The following is an 18,374-nucleotide window of genomic DNA, read 5'->3' as shown; positions in this document are numbered from 1 at the left end:
GTAACTAAATTATTCATCAAGTGTGATAATTCCATTAATTTCAAGAACTTCTGCTTCTTTAAAGTTAGCATCAGAATCGAAACCATTTCCATGTATTAAATCGCCATCTGTTCTAAAGGTTACAGGCTGGTTGGTAGATAACCATTGTTTGTTTTGGTCGTAGTATAACTGATCGCCAAACAGAGTATCGTTTAGGTAGGTCGCTAATACAACATTCCCTTGTAAATCGATTAAACCCGTTTTGTCGTACGCTATAGCATAATCGGCTAAAACCGTACTTTTATTATTGTCTTTATCGAATAGATATAATGTAATGCCTTCTGTAAATTCCGAATATGGAAATTCTCGATTAGAATAATCTAGCATTTTCGGACTAATTAAATTGGCTTTTACTTTTCCTGAATCGGTATATTTAAGGTCGATATTCTCTGCTATACCCACTGGAACATTAAAGGCAACCTCTGGTTTTAAATCTACAGCACAGGAAAAAAACATGGTCATAGCAAAAGCTATGACCATGAAAAAAATATTATGATGTTTTGATAACATATTAAATGTTTGGTACTGTTACGCTAGAACCAATCCAACATCCGATTTTAATGGTTTGACCACCATTTCCTTCAGAGAAGATATCAGATTTTTGCGGTGCTTTAGCTCTATAACTTGTAGCCGATTGCGCTGCGTGAGATTTTAAAGTTGGATCTACACGTCCTGCCTTTGCTGCTTCGTCTGCTGCTAACCAGAATACAGCACGTTTGTTAAATGTTGTTGTTCCACAATCGTTAGCACTTGCGGCATACATTGCTGCAATTTGTAAGTGAGGACGACCGTTAGATGGGTTTAAACTTAAAGACTCACGGTAATAGCTTCTAGCTTTAGAATATACGCCGCTTCTCTTTAACTTATCTGCAATCTTACTATATAATTTTGCTTTCTTGTAGTTGTCTGTTTCTAAACTTAATGCTTGCTCGTAGTATTTAAGAGCTTCGCTAGATTTGTTTTCTTTATCTTTTAATAACCCTAAGAAGTATGCAGAGTTTGCAGATGGGTTTAAATCGTGATATGCATTTACTATTTTAAAGTATAATGGGTCACTAGTACAATCTTTCTCAGACATTTTACCAGCTGCTCTTTGTAACCAAACAGCATCTGTTTTGTTTGCTTCGAAATCTTTTTGGTATAATGGAATTAAATTCTCACAGTTTGCACGTTCACCTAATTTACCATTAATACTGCCGCTGATCTGATCGTATGCTTTCAAATAACTTTCATAAGGTCTTTTACGTTTTATCTCTGCACTAGTTAATGGCGTACCTGATTCTTCCTTAGCAATAATCTTATTTAAATCTTCAGAGAAATTTTTAACCTCTTCGTCTACACGTTCAGTAACATCATCGTATTTATTAAATAAATCTTGAGCTGTTTTTTGTTTAGCATCATACAAATCTACCATTAAAGAAAAGTATGTATATAAACCTTTAGGATTTTTAAAGTGTTCCTTGTCTGTAGTATATGCTTTATCAAATGCATTATAAACTTCAAGGTCAGACAATCCTAATTCTGCTTTATTATCATACATTAACTGAGCTTTATCAGTTAAAACCTCACCTTGAGTAGTTCTAGATGGGAAATTTACCAATTCTTCATCCCATAGTTTCATTAGATCTTCTATGTAAGCCTTTTTTTCTGCTCCGGTAGAATTCTCAATTTTATAATCTAAAATTTTGTTACCATCAATAATAATTGCTTTATTATATTTAGGACATGCTTTCCTTACTTCCATCCAAGGCGTATAAGCTGCATCAAAATTCTTTGCTTTCACATATTCGTGAAAAATAGACAATTTGGTAGGACATTCTTCTTGACCTTGTGCGAAACTGTTAGTCAGTCCCAAGCATAGCAATGCTACTATTAAAGTAACTTTCATTTTCATAATTTTTATTTTTGCGTAATAGTTAATCAAATTTTCGTTTTACAAACCATCTATCATTTAAAGATAAACTTATGCTAAAGTTAATAAAGTTTTCTTGAATTAAATTCTTAGAAGTAGTACCTCTTTTTCCGAATTCAACACCAATGTTCGCATTAGAAAAAATAGTCCCTAATGGTAACCCTGCACCAAAAGATATGCCAAACTCGTTAATCTCCTCTTCATTAATCACTAAACCTGTCTTTTGAGTTCTAAAACCGGCACGATATACAACACGATTCCAGTAGCCTGTAAACGCATTATATTTCGGAATATAAAATCCTCCTACAGATAATCCAAAGGCATCTTCATACTCTACATTATTACTTTCAGTACGGTCATTAGTTACACCACTAGTATTCTCGAAGGTTGTTTCTACCCCGACAAACCAATGTCTTGGTTGTCCGATTCCTGTTCCTATAGAAAACCTTGAGGCCACATCTACATCTGTTTCTAACAAGCCTGCATCAATAAGCGATTGCTCGCCATCTATAGTACTTACTACAGTTTCTGTTTGCGCCGCTGAATTTACAATAACCGTAGAAAATGATCTAGAATTTTTAGACTTAAAAGTACTACTAGGTGCATACGTTGCTGAAGACACCCATTCAAAGTCATCGAAAATAAGTGTTTTATAGGTCATACCAAAATTAAAACTTAATCCGCTTAAATCCGATCTATTATTTTGTCTTGTTTGGTAACTTATTAATTGGCCATCGGTATCGTAAATATACTGAAGAATATTATTTTTAATATTCCCGAAGCCGTATTGTGCATCTACACCAATACTTAACTCTTTTGTTACTAAAAATCCTGCAGAAAGAAATGCTTTATTTAAACCACCTTCTCCTGTAAAGCGGTTTTGAAGATCGCCATTATCGTAATTTGTTTGAAGTTTATAACCTACAGATGAATAAGGCATAAGCCCAAAACCAACACCGAAGCGTCCTACTGGTAAGGATAAGGCTATATAATCGAAGGTTGAAGAACTTGCATTATCTGAAACGCCATTCTCTTCCATTGAAGAACTAGTATGACTCCCTCCAATAGAAAATTTCACTGGACGACTTTCGCCACCATACATTTTTAAATTCTCTGATGCGTAAGAAGCGGGATTGCGTAAATTAACATGTATACTATCACTGTAGATACTAAGCCCTCCCATACTTTTATTTTCGACAGTCCCTTTAAATTTAAGGTTTCCAATACCATAGTATGAATAAGGTGAAGCTGTACCACTATTTTGAGCATAACTATTAACTGCAAATGCAGCAATAAAAACTAATACAAGTTTTTTAATCATTCGTGTGAATTAAATTGTAAAATTGAGTTCAATCCTTCTAAAAGAAAATTCGAGTTCGCAAATATGCCACTTTTTAATTGCTTTGACAAGAAATTAGTGTCACCTCCTGTTAAAATAACTGTTAAATCTCTATATTTTCCTTGGTAAATTGAAATGTTCCCATCGATTTCATTTAAAATTCCAAACACTACTCCAGAATGAATGGCAGCATTTGTAGAATTTCCTACAATATCCATGGGTTCTTCCGGAATTAACAACGGTAATTTTGCCGTATAATTGTTTAAAGCCTTATATCTTAATTGTAATCCTGGAGAAATCCCACCTCCAAAATAGGTATTATCCTCAGACACAAAATCATAGGTAATGCATGTTCCTGCATCTATAACCAGTACATTTTTATTTTTATATTGCTCTACGGCGGCGCTAACCAAAGCAATACGATCTATACCCAATGTTTTAGGTGTTGCATATTGGTTAGAAAACGGTACTGGAGTGTCGTGATCTAACAGTAATACGCGACATGCTTTTTGTACAGCTAAAACATCCGATTTTGTTAAATTTCCAACCGAAGAGAGTATCCCTTTCTCTATTGCTGGATAAATTTCAATAAAATTTTGAAAATTTTTTAAAAAATTTTCTGTGTCTACTATTTTTTTATCTACAATTCTATTTGCTTCAAAAACAGCTAGTTTCACAAAAGAATTTCCGCAATCAATTATTAAATTCATAGAAAATATTTGAAATACGAATCTACGAAAGCATTTTTTTATAAAAAACATTTGGAGAAGAATAAAAAGGTTGTATATTTGCACTCGCAATTACGCACTGGTGCCTTAGCTCAGTTGGTAGAGCAAAGGACTGAAAATCCTTGTGTCCCTGGTTCGATTCCTGGAGGCACCACCAGAAAACCCTGAAAACATTATGTTTTCGGGGTTTTTGTTTTTGTAGTCATTCCTTAAAATATATCTGCACCTTAGCCAAACGCCTGTTACATACGGTTTTTTTTAAGCCAATTTTATTTCTAATTGAGACCACAATCCACGTGAAGCTTTAGTATTTTTACCATTGAACTCTATCATAAATCGTTATGGCAATCATTGGCAATATTATTAAAGGTGTTATTCAAATTAAAGACACGCTTACTCCAGAATCTAATCCTGTTGAAAATCAAAAGGAAGTTTTAAAATCACTTCTTGAAACCGCTAAAGACACGGCCTTCGGGAAACACTATAAATTTGAAGCCATTTTAGAGCATGACGATTTTCAATCTCAGTTTTCTAAAACCATTCCCTATTTCGATTATAATAAAATAAACGACGAATGGTGGTACCGCTTACACCAAGACGAAAGTGATATTACTTGGCCTGGAAATCCTGATTATTTTGCACTGAGTTCTGGAACCACAGGAAAAACAAGTAAACGTATTCCTGTAACACAGGATATGATTGAGTCTATTAAAAATGCGGGAATACAGCAAGTATTTGCTTTAAACGCATTTGATTTGCCTCCAGATTTCTTTGAAAAGGAAATTATGATGTTAGGAAGCTCTACCGATTTAATTGAAAAAGAAAACCATAAAGAAGGTGAAATTAGCGGTATTAGCGCGAGTAACATTCCGTTTTGGTTCCGTGGGTATTACAAACCTGGAGAAGATATATCTAAAATAGACGATTGGGACGAGCGTGTAAATCGTATTGCAGAAAATGCCAAAAATTGGGATATTGGAGCGCTAAGCGGTATACCCTCTTGGCTAGAACTCATGCTTAAAAAAGTAATAGACTACCACAATCTTAACAATATTCACGATATATGGCCAAACCTTCAAGTGTACACCTCTGGTGGTGTCGCTTTTCAGCCTTACGAAAAAAGCTTTAACGCCCTAATGGGGCACCCTATCACTATTATTGATACGTATTTAGCTTCCGAAGGATTTATCGCATTTCAAGCGCGTCCCGAAACAACTTCGATGCAATTGGTAACAGATAATGGTATTTACTTTGAATTTGTACCACTTAAACCTGAATACATTTTAGAAGACGGATCGTTAACAGACGATGCACCATGTATCACTTTGGCAGATGTAGAACTAGATGAAGATTACGTATTAATTATAAGCACAGTCGCTGGAACTTGGCGCTATATTATTGGCGACACCATTATGTTTACAGATATAGAACGTGCCGAAATAAAAATTACAGGGCGTACCAAATTCTTCCTTAACACTGTAGGTTCTCAGCTTTCTGTGAATAAGATGAATGACGCCATGTTGCATTTAGAAGAACAATTCGATATGAAGATTCCTGAATTCACCATTTGCGCGAAGGAATTCGAAGACGGGTTTTACCATTGTTGGTATTTGGGTACCGATAACACAAACCAAGACGTTCAGGCCATTTCTGAAGCCATTGACACCTACTTAAAAGAGGCAAATAAGAATTATGCTGTAGCCCGTTCTAAAGCGCTACAAGGTTTAAAAGTAAAACTGATTAAACCCGAAATATTCTCAGATTGGAATGCTAAAAACAAAAAGAAAGGTGGACAAGTAAAAATGGAACGCGTAATGAATGAGGATAAATTTAAAACTTGGGAAGATTTTGTTAACCCATAATACTTATTGGGTTTCAAGCTTTTTGTCGCGCTCTTCAATTAACAACATAATTTCTTCTGGAGATAGATAGAAACGTTTTATTCTATCTTTATAGCTATCAGGAATGTTAGCATTATCCAGAATGAAGTTTTTTGTAGCGATAATATAATCTTCCATACCATGAATAATTGCAAACGAGTCTGCATTACGCTCGGCTTCTCTTATAAATTTACCCGAAAACAGATATTTAAATCCGAATATAATTAGGCCAAAAGTCGTACGATTCTGATAATCGCAAATATGTCCCAACTCATGACCCAACCAACCAATAATAACGTTAGACGGAATTAGTTTGGTTGAAAACTCGGAGCTGGAAATTTTAATTTTCTTACTGATAAATATCACATAGCGTCTCCCTTTTTTTCCTTTTAATAAACTAGAAAATTGAGGTTGCGCTTGCATGGTCGATTTTTTGATTTCCTTTTTAAATCGAATATCAATCTCGACATCTTGCAATTCAGGATAAAAAGCTAAAGCCGCTCGAGCTTCTTTTTCTATAGATTCTGGTACAGTATGATTTTTTGAAATAGATACAGTAGGCATAGTTTGAGATTGAAATAGAATGACACTTAGAATTAAACAACATTTTAAAAGTAAAGTCTTCACGGTTCTATTCATTTGATGGGCCTTGGGCAGAAACCTCACTCTGAGCATTTCCTCCTAAAAATCCTTCAGGAAAATCCAAAGTACGTATTGGGAATGGTATATTAATATCGTTAGCATCAAACACTTCTTTTATCGCAATTATGGCTTCAGATTTTGCCTTTGCAACTTGTAGTGCCGATGTAGATTTTATCCAAAAACGCGTTTCAAAATTAATAGAACTATCTGCAAACTCGTTATACATAAAAATCACTTCCTGCTTACTAGTTACCGCATCAAAGCGCTCTACAATGGTTTTTACAACTAAATCTCTCACAAACTTTAAATCGGAATCATAATGCACTCCACATTTTAAAATTACACGAGATTGCGCCGTAGTCGAATAGTTTTTTATAGGACTATCTACTACCATTTTATTTGGAATATATACCAAATTATTATCCGATTGCTTTAACGTTACCGAACGTAAATCAATATTGGTAATCTCACCTTCATAACCATTACTCTCTATCCAATCTCCATATTTAAAAAAGTGAATATAAGATAGCACTACACCAGAATAAAAATTAGCTAAAGCACCTTGTAAGGCCAAACCAACAGCTAAACCTAATACTCCGGCCCCCGCTAAAACAGTATTTAAAGCTTTATCTAAATTTAAAATTCCGAGAACAATAAAAAGTCCTATAATGACAACTACAGCAGATACTAACTTAGAGATCAAGTTTTTCATTGACCGTTGCATACTACTTCTGTCTAATAATTTTAGAACAAGTTTATTAATCTGTTTAGATAGAATTAATACGAAAGTAAATACGATTATGGCAATAATAAAGTTTGGAAGTGCTATAATAATACTATCGAGCCAATGGTCCAGCTTAGATAACATCTTAGACCAAGCTTCTAATAATTTGTCTTTCATATTCATATTACGTGATTTCCTATTTTATTTTAGGATTGATAAGGTACTAAAATAAATCATACCCCCATTAACGCATTTGGTTTTAAAATCGTCGCCATCAGAAAAACAAGCGAATTACCTATCCGTAACAACCTAAAAATCAACAACAAAACAACGACACCTTCCAATCTCTTAAATCTGATTGAAACTCACTAAAAAAGCTATTTTATTAGACGTTTTACAAGCGCACTCAATGTTAGTCCTTGTACCAAAATGGAAAACACCACTAGCATGTAGGTAATTACTAAAAATAATTCCCTGTGCATCTCACTTGTTAAACTTAAAGCCAATGCGATTGAGATACCTCCTCGCAATCCGCCCCAAGTCATAATTTTATTCGTTTTAGATCTAAAATCTAATCGTTTTTCGAATATACTTATCGGCCCCTTTAACGAAATATATCTACTTATTAAGGCTATTGGAATCGCTAATAATCCTGCAAAAATGTAAGCCCATTGAAATTCCAACACAAGCATCTCCATCCCTATTAATACAAACAAAATGGTATTGAGCAAGATATCGACAAGCTCCCAAAACTTATCTACATAGTTCTCGGTTATTTCCGACATTGCAGAGCCTCTTACTGTATCGTTCCCCACAACTAATCCGGCGGTTACCATAGCTAAAGGCGCAGACAAATGCATTTTTTGAGCGATTACAGTTCCTAACATTACGGTAGCCAAAGTAATAATCACCTCCACATCGTAATCGTCTATAGATTTCATCAACCTATAAGTACCATATCCTAGAAGTAATCCAAGAATTACACCTCCAATAACTTCCCGCACAAATAATTCTAAAACCTCATTTACTTGAATACCTCCTACCCCTGTTGCATTAGCGATCTGGAAAATGGTTAAAAATACGACTACTCCAACACCATCGTTAAATAATGATTCTCCAACAATCTTTGCTTCTAAATCTTTTGGAACTCCAACTTTTTTCAAAATTCCAAGCACCGCAATTGGATCTGTTGGAGAAATTAAGGCTCCAAAAAGCAGACAGTAAATTAAATCGACATTCATATTCAGGAGCGAAAGTACACCGTATACCAATCCTCCAATTAAAAAGGTACTCAACAAAGTGCCTACGGTTGCAAAAACCAAAACGGGCCAACGCTGAATTTTTAATTGTTCGAAATTGGTATGTAAAGCTCCTGCAAACAGCATAAAACTTAACATAACATCTAGCAAGACTGCCCGAAAATCGATCTCTGTAATTAACTTACGTTCGGCCAGCAATAATGTTTTATCGATAGTAGCTATTGCCAAAACAACTAAGGTAAACACCAAAGTAATTAACATTAAACCAATAGTATTTGGTAATTTTAAAAACCTAACATTAATATATCCAAAAGCGGCTGCAAGAGAGACAAGAGTGGTGATAATTATAAAATAATCCATGTAGCGTGTTTAGTGATATTAAAATAAATGATAATTAAGCAGATTAACAAGATGTTAGTATATTCAATTTTAGAAAACAGTAAATTAGCTGTAAATAATTAACAAAACAAACGACATAAACATCATGCAAAAGACATATTACGATCCAGCCGACCTAAAAAAATTCAGTAAAATATCTGATTGGAATGAAGAATTAGGAGAAAAATTTTTCGACTATTACGGAAAGGTTTTTGAAGAAGGCGCGTTAACCGAACGTGAAAAATCGCTAATTGCCCTAGCCGTATCACACACTGTACAATGTCCGTATTGCATTGACGCTTACACAGGCGACGCGTTAAAACGAGGAATAACAAAAGAAGAAATGATGGAAGCCTTACATGTTTCGGCAGCTATTCGTGGTGGCGCTTCTTTAGTTCACGGCGTACAAATGATGAATAAAGTGAACAAATTAGAAATGTAAGTTTAAGGCTGAGAGCCACAATTTTTTCATCATTATAATCGAGGCCTGAAATAAAATTAGAGTATTAAATCATTTTACTTACGAGAATACAATATACATGACGCAACAATCACTTCATAAGCGCGAAAATAAATTAGCCCAAAGCAACAAACAATTAGATATCCTTTCTAGCGGTATATTTAAAAACGGAGAACTCCCCACGTTCAAAGCGAAAACATCCGAATCTAATGCCTTCCCCATAATTGCCAAACCTGTGGAAATTCTCCAAATTAATGTGGGTTACATGTGTAATCAAGTGTGTGAACATTGCCATGTAGATGCAGGCCCTGACCGTAAGGAAATCATGACTCGTGAGACCATGCAACAATGCTTAGACATTATAAAAACAACTGCTGCACATACCTTAGATTTAACAGGTGGCGCTCCAGAAATGAATCCTAATTTTAGATGGTTTGTAGAAGAAGCTTCTAAGGCGGGTGTTAAAGATTTTATTGTCCGCTCGAACTTAACAATTATCCGCGCCAATAAAAAATATCACGATTTACCCGAATTTTTTAAAAAACACAACATTCATGTGGTGAGTTCCATGCCTCATTGGACTAAAGGCAAAACAGATAAACAACGTGGTGAGGGTGTATTTAATCAGTCTATTCAAGCCCTTAAAGACTTAAATGCAGTGGGCTACGGTATGCCTAACAGCACATTAAAACTAGACCTAGTGTATAATCCGTCGGGTGCATTTTTACCAGCGAATCAATCGGCTATGGAGAAAGATTTTAAGAAGGCATTATTAGAAGATTTCGACATTCAGTTTCATAATTTATTTGCAATTACTAATTTACCTATCAGTCGGTTTTTAGATTATTTAATTGCTTCAGAAAATTATGAAGATTATATGTATGCATTGGTTGAAGCCTATAATCCGCTGGCCGTAAAAAGCGTAATGTGCATTAACACACTATCTATTAGTTGGGATGGCTATTTATACGATTGCGATTTTAACCAAATGCTAGAGCTACCGGTAAATAGCAAAGTAAAACACATTTCGGAATATAACGAAGACCTACTAATTGGAAGGGAAATTATTACTTCACAACATTGCTATGGTTGCACGGCAGGTTCTGGAAGTAGTTGCCAAGGTAGTGTCGCATAATTCTTATATTTATATTTTATTATTAATACGTTTTAAACCATGGGATTTTTCACCTCTAACGATCAAGAAAACGACGATGAAGCTATTGCAACATTTCATTTTCCAACCTCTAAAAAAGCACTAATTATTTTCGCCAGAAATCCAGAATTAGGCAAATGCAAAACGCGTTTGGCTAAAACTATTGGAGACGAGAATGCTTTAGAAATTTATAAAATGCTTTTACAGCATACCGCAAAAATTGCCAAAAAAGTAAAAGCAGATCAGTTTGTGTATTATTCCGAACACATTCATAAGAATGACACTTGGGACGATACAAATTTTAGAAAAAAACTACAACAAGGTAACGATTTAGGCGAACGGATGAAGCATGCGTTTTCAGACTTATTTCAGAACAACTACCAGAAAGTCATTATTATTGGTAGCGATATTTTAGATTTAAACGCTGAGATTATAGAGGATGCTTTTAATCAATTAGAATATCACGATACCGTAATTGGCCCAGCCAAAGATGGTGGTTATTACCTATTAGGCATGAAAACTTTACATGCTAATTTGTTTGAAAATAAATCTTGGGGCACCGAAACCGTATTACAAGATTCACTAAAAAACTTAGAGAACAAATCGGTTTATTTATTAGAAGAATTAAATGATATCGATACATTTGAAGACATAAAAGATTATCCTCAATTTAAAAAATTTATTACACATCATGATAAAATACATTAACGAAACCACAGAATACTTACAAAATAAAGGCTTCGATAAACCTGAAATTGGTATTATACTAGGCACTGGATTAGGAAAATTATTAGACGATGTTTCTATAATTCATGAAGTTAGTTATAACCAAATACCTTACTTCCCGACAGCAACTGTAGAATTCCATAAAGGAAAACTTATTTATGGCGAATTAGAGGGTAAAAAAGTGATTATAATGCAAGGTCGTTTTCATTTATACGAAGGCTATACCTTACAAGATATTACATACCCTGTTCGTATTATGAATCAGTTAGGAATTCACACGCTATTAGTATCTAATGCCTCTGGAGCAGTGAATTTGGATTATGCTAAAGGTGATATTATGTTAATAGACGACCATATTAATTTACTTGGCGGTTCTCCTCTAGCTTTTAAAGGGGTCTCTAAATTAGGTGAGCGTTTTGCAGATATGAGCGCACCTTACGACAAGGACATTAATACCAAGTTTAAAAACATCGCAAAAGCACACGACATTACCCTGCACGAAGGCGTTTATGCAAGCATGTTGGGCCCTCAGTTAGAAACCCGAGCAGAATATCGCATGCTTAAAATTTTAGGTGTAGATGCTGTTGGAATGAGTACCGTCCCTGAAGTTATTGTTGCCAATCATTTAAAATTAAAAGTTGCAGCGGTTTCTGTAATTACAGACAAAGGCGATCCGGACAATTTACAACCTGTAAATATTGAAGAAATTATAGAAGTAGCCGAAAAAGCAGAACCAAAAATGATTACCCTCTTTAAAGAACTAATAAAAACAATTTAAGGAGACTTAAAAAGCAAGTTACGCACTTTATTTCATCTTGTTTTCTTGAGTAAATACATACAAGAAAACAAGATTTTTTTATGGAAAAATATACAGACCTTATACAAAACTCTTACTCCGGTTACTGGCGGTATTTAAAACACGAATTAATTTCGGTAAACCATTGGGATAATTATTTCTATGGTCTTATCCTTATTTCGCTTATGGTTTGGGGCTTAGAAATTGCATTTCCTTGGCGTAAAAATCAGTCCATATTTAGGAAAGATTTTTGGCTAGACACATTTTATATGTTCTTCAATTTCTTTCTATTAAATTTAATTGTCCTCATTGCATTATCAAATACCGTAGCCGAATTATTTAACGATTTGCTTTCTGTTTTTGGACTAGCGCTAACCGATTTCCAAGTATTAGAAATTAGTAAATTACCCAAGGCGCTCGGATTATTCATCTTTTTTATAGTCAGCGATTTTGTGCAATGGAATACGCATAGATTATTGCACCATATTCCGTTATTGTGGAATTTCCATAAAGTGCACCATTCTGTAAAAGAAATGGGGTTTGCAGCACATTTACGCTATCACTGGATGGAGCCCGTGGTATACAAATCCCTGCTATATGTTCCTATTGCCGTAATTGGTGGATTCGATGCTCAAGATGTTGCCCTAGTACACTTTTTTGCTATAGCCATCGGCCATTTAAATCACGCGAATTTAGGATGGGATTACGGACGGTTAAAATATATTCTAAACAACCCTAAAATGCATATTTGGCACCATGCAAAAGACCTACCACCGACTTCAAAATACGGAGCAAATTATGGTATTACATTAAGTATTTGGGACTATATTTTTAAAACAGACTATATACCGCATAGCGGAAGAGATATTGAATTAGGTTTTCACGGAGACGAACATTTTCCTAAAGATTTTATTAACCAGGAGCTTTATCCATTAAAAAAACAAGATGATTAAAAATATTATAATTGCCGTATTTATATGTTGTACTACTTCGCTTTTTGCTCAGCAAATCGATCATACACCATGGACCACATTTTTAACCGAAAATGTAGACCAGAACGGACATGTTAATTACAAGACTATTAAACAACATCCCGACAGTTTAAACAGGTATCTAGACCTTCTGTCTGCAAGTAAACCGGATTCTAGTTGGACTAAAAACGAAACTTTAGCATTCTGGATTAATGCGTATAATGCGTTTACCATAAAACTTATAATCGATAATTATCCGCTTAAAAGCATAAAGGACATAAAAAATCCATGGGATAAAAAATTTATTTCTATACATAACAAAAGCTATTCTTTAGGAGATATAGAACATGAGATTTTAAGAAAACTAGACGAACCTAGAATACATTTTGCCATTGTTTGTGCCTCAGAATCTTGTCCGAAATTATTAAACAAGGCCTATACGCCAACCCAATTAAACACGCAGTTAGATGCAGCCGCCGTATCATTTATTAATTCTAACAAAAACCAATTAACGCCTGATGCTGTTAAACTGTCTAAAATTTTCAAATGGTTTACAGAAGATTTTGAAACCAACGGCACCTTAGTTGAATTTATTAACAAGTACGCCAAAACTAAAATTAATCCTACTAAGCGTATATCTTATTTAGATTATAATTGGAATTTAAATGAATAGTATTTCTATTGTAATCCCCGTTTTAAATGAAGCAGGAACCATTGACAAATTAATTCCGTATCTGTTAAAAAATTCTTCACCGGATAACATATCCGAAATTATAGTAGTTGATGGTGGTAGCACAGATGGCACGCAGCATCTTATACAATCATTTCCAGAGGTGAGACTTGTAAATTCAGAAAGAGGACGAGGAACACAAATGAATGCTGGCGCGCATTCTGCAAAAGGAAACATTCTATATTTTTTACATGCCGATTCTTATCCGCCTAAAAATTTCGATAATCACATTTTACAAACTATTAGTAAAACATCGCAAGCCGGTTGTTTTAAAATGACATTTAACTCCTCGCACTGGTGGCTAAAATTAGCAGGCTGGTTTACGCAGTTTTCATGGAAAATAAGTCGTGGTGGAGATCAGAGTTTATTTGTATTCAAATCTCTATTCGACGCTCTTGGCGGTTACAACATAGATTACAAAATTTATGAAGACAACCATTTTATAAATACGCTTTATAAAGTGACTAAATTTACAGTTATTCAGGAACAATTAACCACCTCGGCAAGACGTTACCACTGCAAAGGTCTTTGGACATTACAATATCATTTTTCAATTATTCATCTAAAATACAGTCTGGGCGCTTCGCCTAAAGCACTACATAACTACTATTTAAAGTATGTAAATGTTAAAAAACAATAAAAATAGCCTAATAATATTCTAAAGTGTATTCACCGTTTCATGTATTAAATTACTTTCACATAAAACTATCCATATGAAACACCTCTATCTTCTATTCTTTGCTTTTTTTATCTTATTTGCATCACCTATCCTCGCCCAAACCGAAATTCATGCCAGAGTTTTAGATTCTACCAATAAAGAACCTATTGCTTACGCGACCATATCTTATAATAATTCTACGGGTGTTATAAGTAATGACGTTGGGCAGTTTCAACTGCAAATAAACACATCACTTACCGCGCAGGATTCTTTATTTTTTAGTTGTTTGGGTTACGAATCAAAACAATTTCCAGCCCATACATTTAAAGATAGTATAGTATATTTAAAACCTAAATCTATCGAGTTAAAAGAAGTCATGCTCTTCAATAAAAATTACACGGTAGATGAAATTATTGATAAAGTTGAAGACCATTTAGAGAAGAATTACGCCGTAGATTACGAAAAAAGCACCCTCTTTTTTAGGGAATCTTATGGATCTACTATTCTTAAAAAATCGGTTAAAATTAAAGCATCTACCATCCCTGAATTCAACCAAGAATTAACCGATAGTATAATTAACGACGTGCCATTAGAGTCGTATCATTATACCGAAGTACTTGGCGAATTCTATAAGAATCGCACAGATAAAGACCAGGATACTATTAATAAACTCGAGATTTTAAAAGCATCAGAACTTTATGATAAAAATAATGAAATGACCTTCGAGGCGTACGAAAAAAAACTGAATGCTATTGTACAAAAGCACGTCAAGCGCGATTCGTATTTCAAAATTAAATCGGGGTGGTTCGGAACCAAACAAGATATAGATTCTTCATTTTTTCAAAACGAATCAGATCAAAAAACAGACGACTATATAAAGGCTGAACAGAAAAAAGAAGAAGACAGGAAAAAGAATTTTTTAAAATATAGAAAACGCGGTATTAACGCCCTTGAACAAAACAGCTTCGTAAACGAAAAATCGTATTTAAACTGCATACATAAATCTAACAGATACGAATTTGAGCTCTTAGATTATTCTTTTTTAAACGATCAGTATGTATACAAAATAGCGTTTAAACCTAAACGTAGCGAAGACTATAAAGGTGTTTTATACATTAACACCAACGATTTTGCTGTAATTAGAATTGATTTTAAAAACGTAAAATCCTTAAAAACATTCAAATTACTTGGGGTTGGATTAGATGTTTATTTAAAACAAGGAAGCCTAATTTACGCAAAAAACAATGCTGATACTTACAGTTTAAAATATGCCGAAATACAAGGTGCTAATAAAACTAGTATAGACAGGCCTCTTAAAATTATTGAAAAAAACAAACACGTAAGAGGTCGTAGAAAACAAAACGAACTCTCGGCAGATATTAACTTTATAGTGACAAATCGTTACAAACGTGAAATGGTAGTTTTCGAAAATGAAGTTTTAACAGCAAACGATTTTATTGCTTTTAAAGAAAAAGCAAAAGTAGAGCCTATTTACCTTCCTACCTATGATCCAGAATTTTGGAAAGGGTATAATATTATAGAACCAAACAAAGCCATAAAAGACTTTAAAAGTATGGAGACTGAAGAAGAATAAAACCTTACGAAAGGAAATGATATTTATTTAGACTAAAACCGATGTTACTCAGAACATAAAATTAAATTCTGGGGCGATAAGATGAATTTAAAAACACAAAAGCAAATCCAAATAACTAATTATATTTGCTCCTTCTATTCTCAGAAACATTAGTATGTCTATAATTAAAGTTATTATTCCGGCGTATAACGAAGCCGATTCCATTGCACATGTTATTCAAGATATCCCCGATCTTGTTAATGAAATTATAGTTGTTAGCAACAATTCCAGCGACGACACCGAAAAAAATGCTAAGCAAGCCGGAGCAACTGTACTAACCGAAACAAATAAAGGTTACGGTTATGCTTGTTTAAAAGGCATGGATTACATCTCTAAACAAGAAGAAAAACCAGACATTGTTGTTTTTTTAGATGGCGATTATAGCGATTATCCAGAACAACTAACCGAACTTATTGCGCCTATATTAGAAGATAATATAGATTTTGTGGTGGGTTCTCGCGTTAAGCGTCTACGAGAATCTGGATCTATGACGGTTCCACAAGAGTTTGGTAACTGGTTGGCGACCTCTTTAATGCGATTATTTTTTAAATCTACTTTTACCGACTTAGGACCTTTTAGGGCTATAAAATACGATAAACTACTAAACCTCAGCATGATAGACAAAACATATGGTTGGACAGTAGAAATGCAATTAAAGGTTTTAAAACAGAACTTATCGTATTGTGAAATTCCTGTAAAATATAGGAATAGAATTGGGGTCTCAAAAGTTTCAGGGACAATAAAAGGTGCTATATTTGCAGGCATAAAAATTCTCTATTGGATTTTTAAATACAGTTTCAAAAAATGATTTTAGAAATTATCACAATTGCCATATACTCAACGTCTTTAGCATTAATATTCATGTATGCTCTAGCCCAATTAAACTTACTTTTAAATTATCTTTCTGCCCATAAAAAGAACGATCAACTCCCGCCTTTAGACGTTTCTAAAGTGAATGAACTTCCAACAGTAACCATTCAATTACCTGTTTTCAACGAAATGTATGTTATGGATCGCTTGTTAGAAAATATTGCGACTATGGATTACCCGCAACATAAATTGGAAATCCAAGTTCTAGACGATTCTACAGACGAAACCGTAGAAACCACACGTGCTCATGTCGCAAAGCTAAAAGCAACAGGCTTAGATATTACGCACATTACCAGAACAGACCGTAGCGGTTTTAAAGCTGGTGCCTTAAAAGCAGGATTAGAAATCGCAAAAGGAGAATTTATCGCCATTTTCGATGCCGATTTTTTACCAGAATCAGACTGGTTATTACGTACTCTTCCGTATTTTAAGGATAGAAATATTGGGGTTGTACAAACCCGTTGGGGACATATAAACCGCGAATATTCTTTACTTACAAGAATCCAGGCCTTTGCTTTAGATGCTCATTTTACTTTAGAACAAGTAGGAAGAAATAGTAAAGGACATTTTATAAATTTTAATGGTACCGCTGGTGTTTGGCGTAAGGCTTGTATTCTAGATGCAGGAAACTGGGAAGGCGATACACTTACAGAAGATCTCGATTTAAGTTACCGTGCACAGCTTAAAAACTGGAAGTTTAAATACCTAGAAGATGTCGAAACACCTGCCGAACTTCCCGTAGTTATTAGCGCGGCACGTTCGCAACAGTTTCGTTGGAACAAAGGAGGTGCGGAAAACTTTAGAAAAATGCTTTGGCGCGTTTTAAAATCCGATAACATTTCAGGAAAAACAAAACTTCATGGGGTCTTACATTTACTAAACAGCACCATGTTTTTAAACGTGTTTATTGTAGCCGTTTTAAGCATCCCGATGTTGTATATTAAAAACGAATATGCACATTTAAAACCATACTTCTACGTGATGAGTTTCTTCGTAGTAAGTAGTATTATTTTCTTTATTTGTTACTGGTTTATGTACAAAAATATTTACGGTGGAGGCGTTAAGAACTTCATTAAATACATCGGCATGTTTTTTACATTTTTCACAGTAGCCATGGGCTTTTCTTTACACAATTCTATTGCTGTTTTAGAGGGTCATGCAGGTAAACGAAGTGAATTTGTGCGGACACCAAAATTTAATATTAGCACGCTAAAAGACAGCTGGAAAGACAATAAATACATCAAGAAAAACATCTCAATAAATGTTATTTTTGAAGGCTTACTAACCTTGTATTTCGCTTTTGGAATGTATAGCGCCTTTGTAGTAGGCGACCAAGGTGGCGATTTTGGACTGTTTCCATTCCACCTGATGCTATTCTTAGGTTTCGGCTATGTCTTTGTAAAGTCGGTTACCTCTAAAGCTTAAATACATTTGGGCGTTCCCCAAGGGGCGCGCTTTCCGTTGCAATCTTTTGCT

The 18,374-nt window shown here is 34.4% G+C and carries 18 protein-coding genes and 1 tRNA gene; 12 read left to right on the top strand and 7 right to left on the bottom strand.

Features of this window, described 5'->3' with window-relative positions; genetic code table 11:
* Positions 1-9: 9 nt before the first annotated feature.
* Genes lptC through AC0UBM_RS08310 form a run of 4 tightly spaced genes read right to left on the bottom strand, consistent with a single transcriptional unit; the run spans position 10 to position 4,000 of the window.
* On the bottom strand, positions 10-519 hold the full coding sequence (lptC, locus tag AC0UBM_RS08325) for an LPS export ABC transporter periplasmic protein LptC (protein ID WP_414036302.1): 510 nt from the start codon (positions 517-519) through the stop codon (positions 10-12).
* Between the two features lie 31 nt (positions 520-550).
* A complete protein-coding gene (locus AC0UBM_RS08320; protein WP_475688308.1) occupies positions 551-1,927 on the bottom strand; it encodes a tetratricopeptide repeat protein in 1,377 nt (458 codons plus the stop codon).
* 28 nt (positions 1,928-1,955) lie between these two features.
* Entirely contained in the window at positions 1,956-3,272 is a 1,317-nt protein-coding gene (gene bamG, locus AC0UBM_RS08315) for a BamG family beta-barrel-assembly machinery protein (protein WP_475688307.1), read from the bottom strand.
* Positions 3,269-4,000: a type III pantothenate kinase gene (locus AC0UBM_RS08310; RefSeq protein WP_414036305.1), complete on the bottom strand. Its 732-nt coding sequence runs from the start codon at positions 3,998-4,000 to the stop codon at positions 3,269-3,271. The genes bamG and AC0UBM_RS08310 overlap by 4 nt, the downstream gene beginning before the upstream one ends.
* Positions 4,001-4,099: 99 nt before the next feature.
* On the opposite strand from AC0UBM_RS08310, the gene AC0UBM_RS08305 reads away from it, so the two are divergent.
* Positions 4,100-4,175: transfer RNA gene (locus AC0UBM_RS08305), tRNA-Phe, on the top strand.
* Positions 4,176-4,359: 184 nt separating this feature from the next.
* Complete coding sequence (locus tag AC0UBM_RS08300; RefSeq protein WP_475688306.1) at positions 4,360-5,880, top strand: GH3 family acyl-acid amido synthetase; 1,521 nt, start codon at positions 4,360-4,362, stop codon at positions 5,878-5,880.
* A 3-nt stretch (positions 5,881-5,883) separates the two neighbouring features.
* On the opposite strand, the gene AC0UBM_RS08295 is transcribed toward AC0UBM_RS08300, so the two are convergent.
* From AC0UBM_RS08295 to AC0UBM_RS08285, 3 genes are all read right to left on the bottom strand, one after another.
* Complete coding sequence (locus AC0UBM_RS08295; RefSeq protein WP_475688305.1) at positions 5,884-6,462, bottom strand: hypothetical protein; 579 nt, start codon at positions 6,460-6,462, stop codon at positions 5,884-5,886.
* A gap of 67 nt (positions 6,463-6,529) precedes the next feature.
* Positions 6,530-7,441, bottom strand: coding sequence for a mechanosensitive ion channel family protein (locus AC0UBM_RS08290; RefSeq protein WP_414036308.1), 912 nt, complete (start codon positions 7,439-7,441; stop codon positions 6,530-6,532).
* 200 nt (positions 7,442-7,641) lie between these two features.
* Entirely contained in the window at positions 7,642-8,883 is a 1,242-nt protein-coding gene (locus AC0UBM_RS08285; protein ID WP_475688304.1) for a cation:proton antiporter, read from the bottom strand.
* Positions 8,884-9,007: 124 nt separating this feature from the next.
* On the opposite strand from AC0UBM_RS08285, the gene AC0UBM_RS08280 reads away from it, so the two are divergent.
* From AC0UBM_RS08280 to AC0UBM_RS08235, 10 genes are all read left to right on the top strand, one after another.
* Positions 9,008-9,343 (top strand): arsenosugar biosynthesis-associated peroxidase-like protein, encoded by a 336-nt coding sequence (locus AC0UBM_RS08280; protein WP_382379992.1) that lies wholly within the window; start codon positions 9,008-9,010, stop codon positions 9,341-9,343.
* Between the two features lie 97 nt (positions 9,344-9,440).
* On the top strand, positions 9,441-10,496 hold the full coding sequence (arsS, locus tag AC0UBM_RS08275; RefSeq protein WP_475688303.1) for an arsenosugar biosynthesis radical SAM (seleno)protein ArsS: 1,056 nt from the start codon (positions 9,441-9,443) through the stop codon (positions 10,494-10,496).
* A gap of 39 nt (positions 10,497-10,535) precedes the next feature.
* Complete coding sequence (locus tag AC0UBM_RS08270) at positions 10,536-11,222, top strand: TIGR04282 family arsenosugar biosynthesis glycosyltransferase (RefSeq protein WP_475688302.1); 687 nt, start codon at positions 10,536-10,538, stop codon at positions 11,220-11,222.
* Positions 11,206-12,018 (top strand): purine-nucleoside phosphorylase, encoded by an 813-nt coding sequence (locus AC0UBM_RS08265; protein WP_475688301.1) that lies wholly within the window; start codon positions 11,206-11,208, stop codon positions 12,016-12,018. The genes AC0UBM_RS08270 and AC0UBM_RS08265 overlap by 17 nt, the downstream gene beginning before the upstream one ends.
* Before the next feature lie 80 nt (positions 12,019-12,098).
* Positions 12,099-12,989, top strand: a complete 891-nt coding sequence (locus tag AC0UBM_RS08260; RefSeq protein WP_475688300.1) for a sterol desaturase family protein — start codon at positions 12,099-12,101, stop codon at positions 12,987-12,989.
* A complete protein-coding gene (locus tag AC0UBM_RS08255) occupies positions 12,982-13,680 on the top strand; it encodes a DUF547 domain-containing protein (protein WP_475688299.1) in 699 nt (232 codons plus the stop codon). The genes AC0UBM_RS08260 and AC0UBM_RS08255 overlap by 8 nt, the downstream gene beginning before the upstream one ends.
* Positions 13,673-14,377, top strand: a complete 705-nt coding sequence (locus tag AC0UBM_RS08250; RefSeq protein WP_475688298.1) for a TIGR04283 family arsenosugar biosynthesis glycosyltransferase — start codon at positions 13,673-13,675, stop codon at positions 14,375-14,377. The genes AC0UBM_RS08255 and AC0UBM_RS08250 overlap by 8 nt, the downstream gene beginning before the upstream one ends.
* A gap of 73 nt (positions 14,378-14,450) precedes the next feature.
* A complete protein-coding gene (locus AC0UBM_RS08245; protein WP_475688297.1) occupies positions 14,451-15,989 on the top strand; it encodes a carboxypeptidase-like regulatory domain-containing protein in 1,539 nt (512 codons plus the stop codon).
* Positions 15,990-16,143: 154 nt separating this feature from the next.
* Positions 16,144-16,836 (top strand): glycosyltransferase family 2 protein, encoded by a 693-nt coding sequence (locus tag AC0UBM_RS08240; protein WP_475688296.1) that lies wholly within the window; start codon positions 16,144-16,146, stop codon positions 16,834-16,836.
* A complete protein-coding gene (locus AC0UBM_RS08235) occupies positions 16,833-18,323 on the top strand; it encodes a cellulose synthase family protein (protein ID WP_414036318.1) in 1,491 nt (496 codons plus the stop codon). Before AC0UBM_RS08240 ends, AC0UBM_RS08235 begins: the two co-directional genes overlap by 4 nt.
* Positions 18,324-18,374 lie beyond the last annotated feature (51 nt).

This window comes from Formosa sp. F44, from assembly GCF_056238645.1.
Note: the sequence above shows the minus strand (reverse complement) of the source record. Positions and strands in the feature narration are given on the sequence as shown.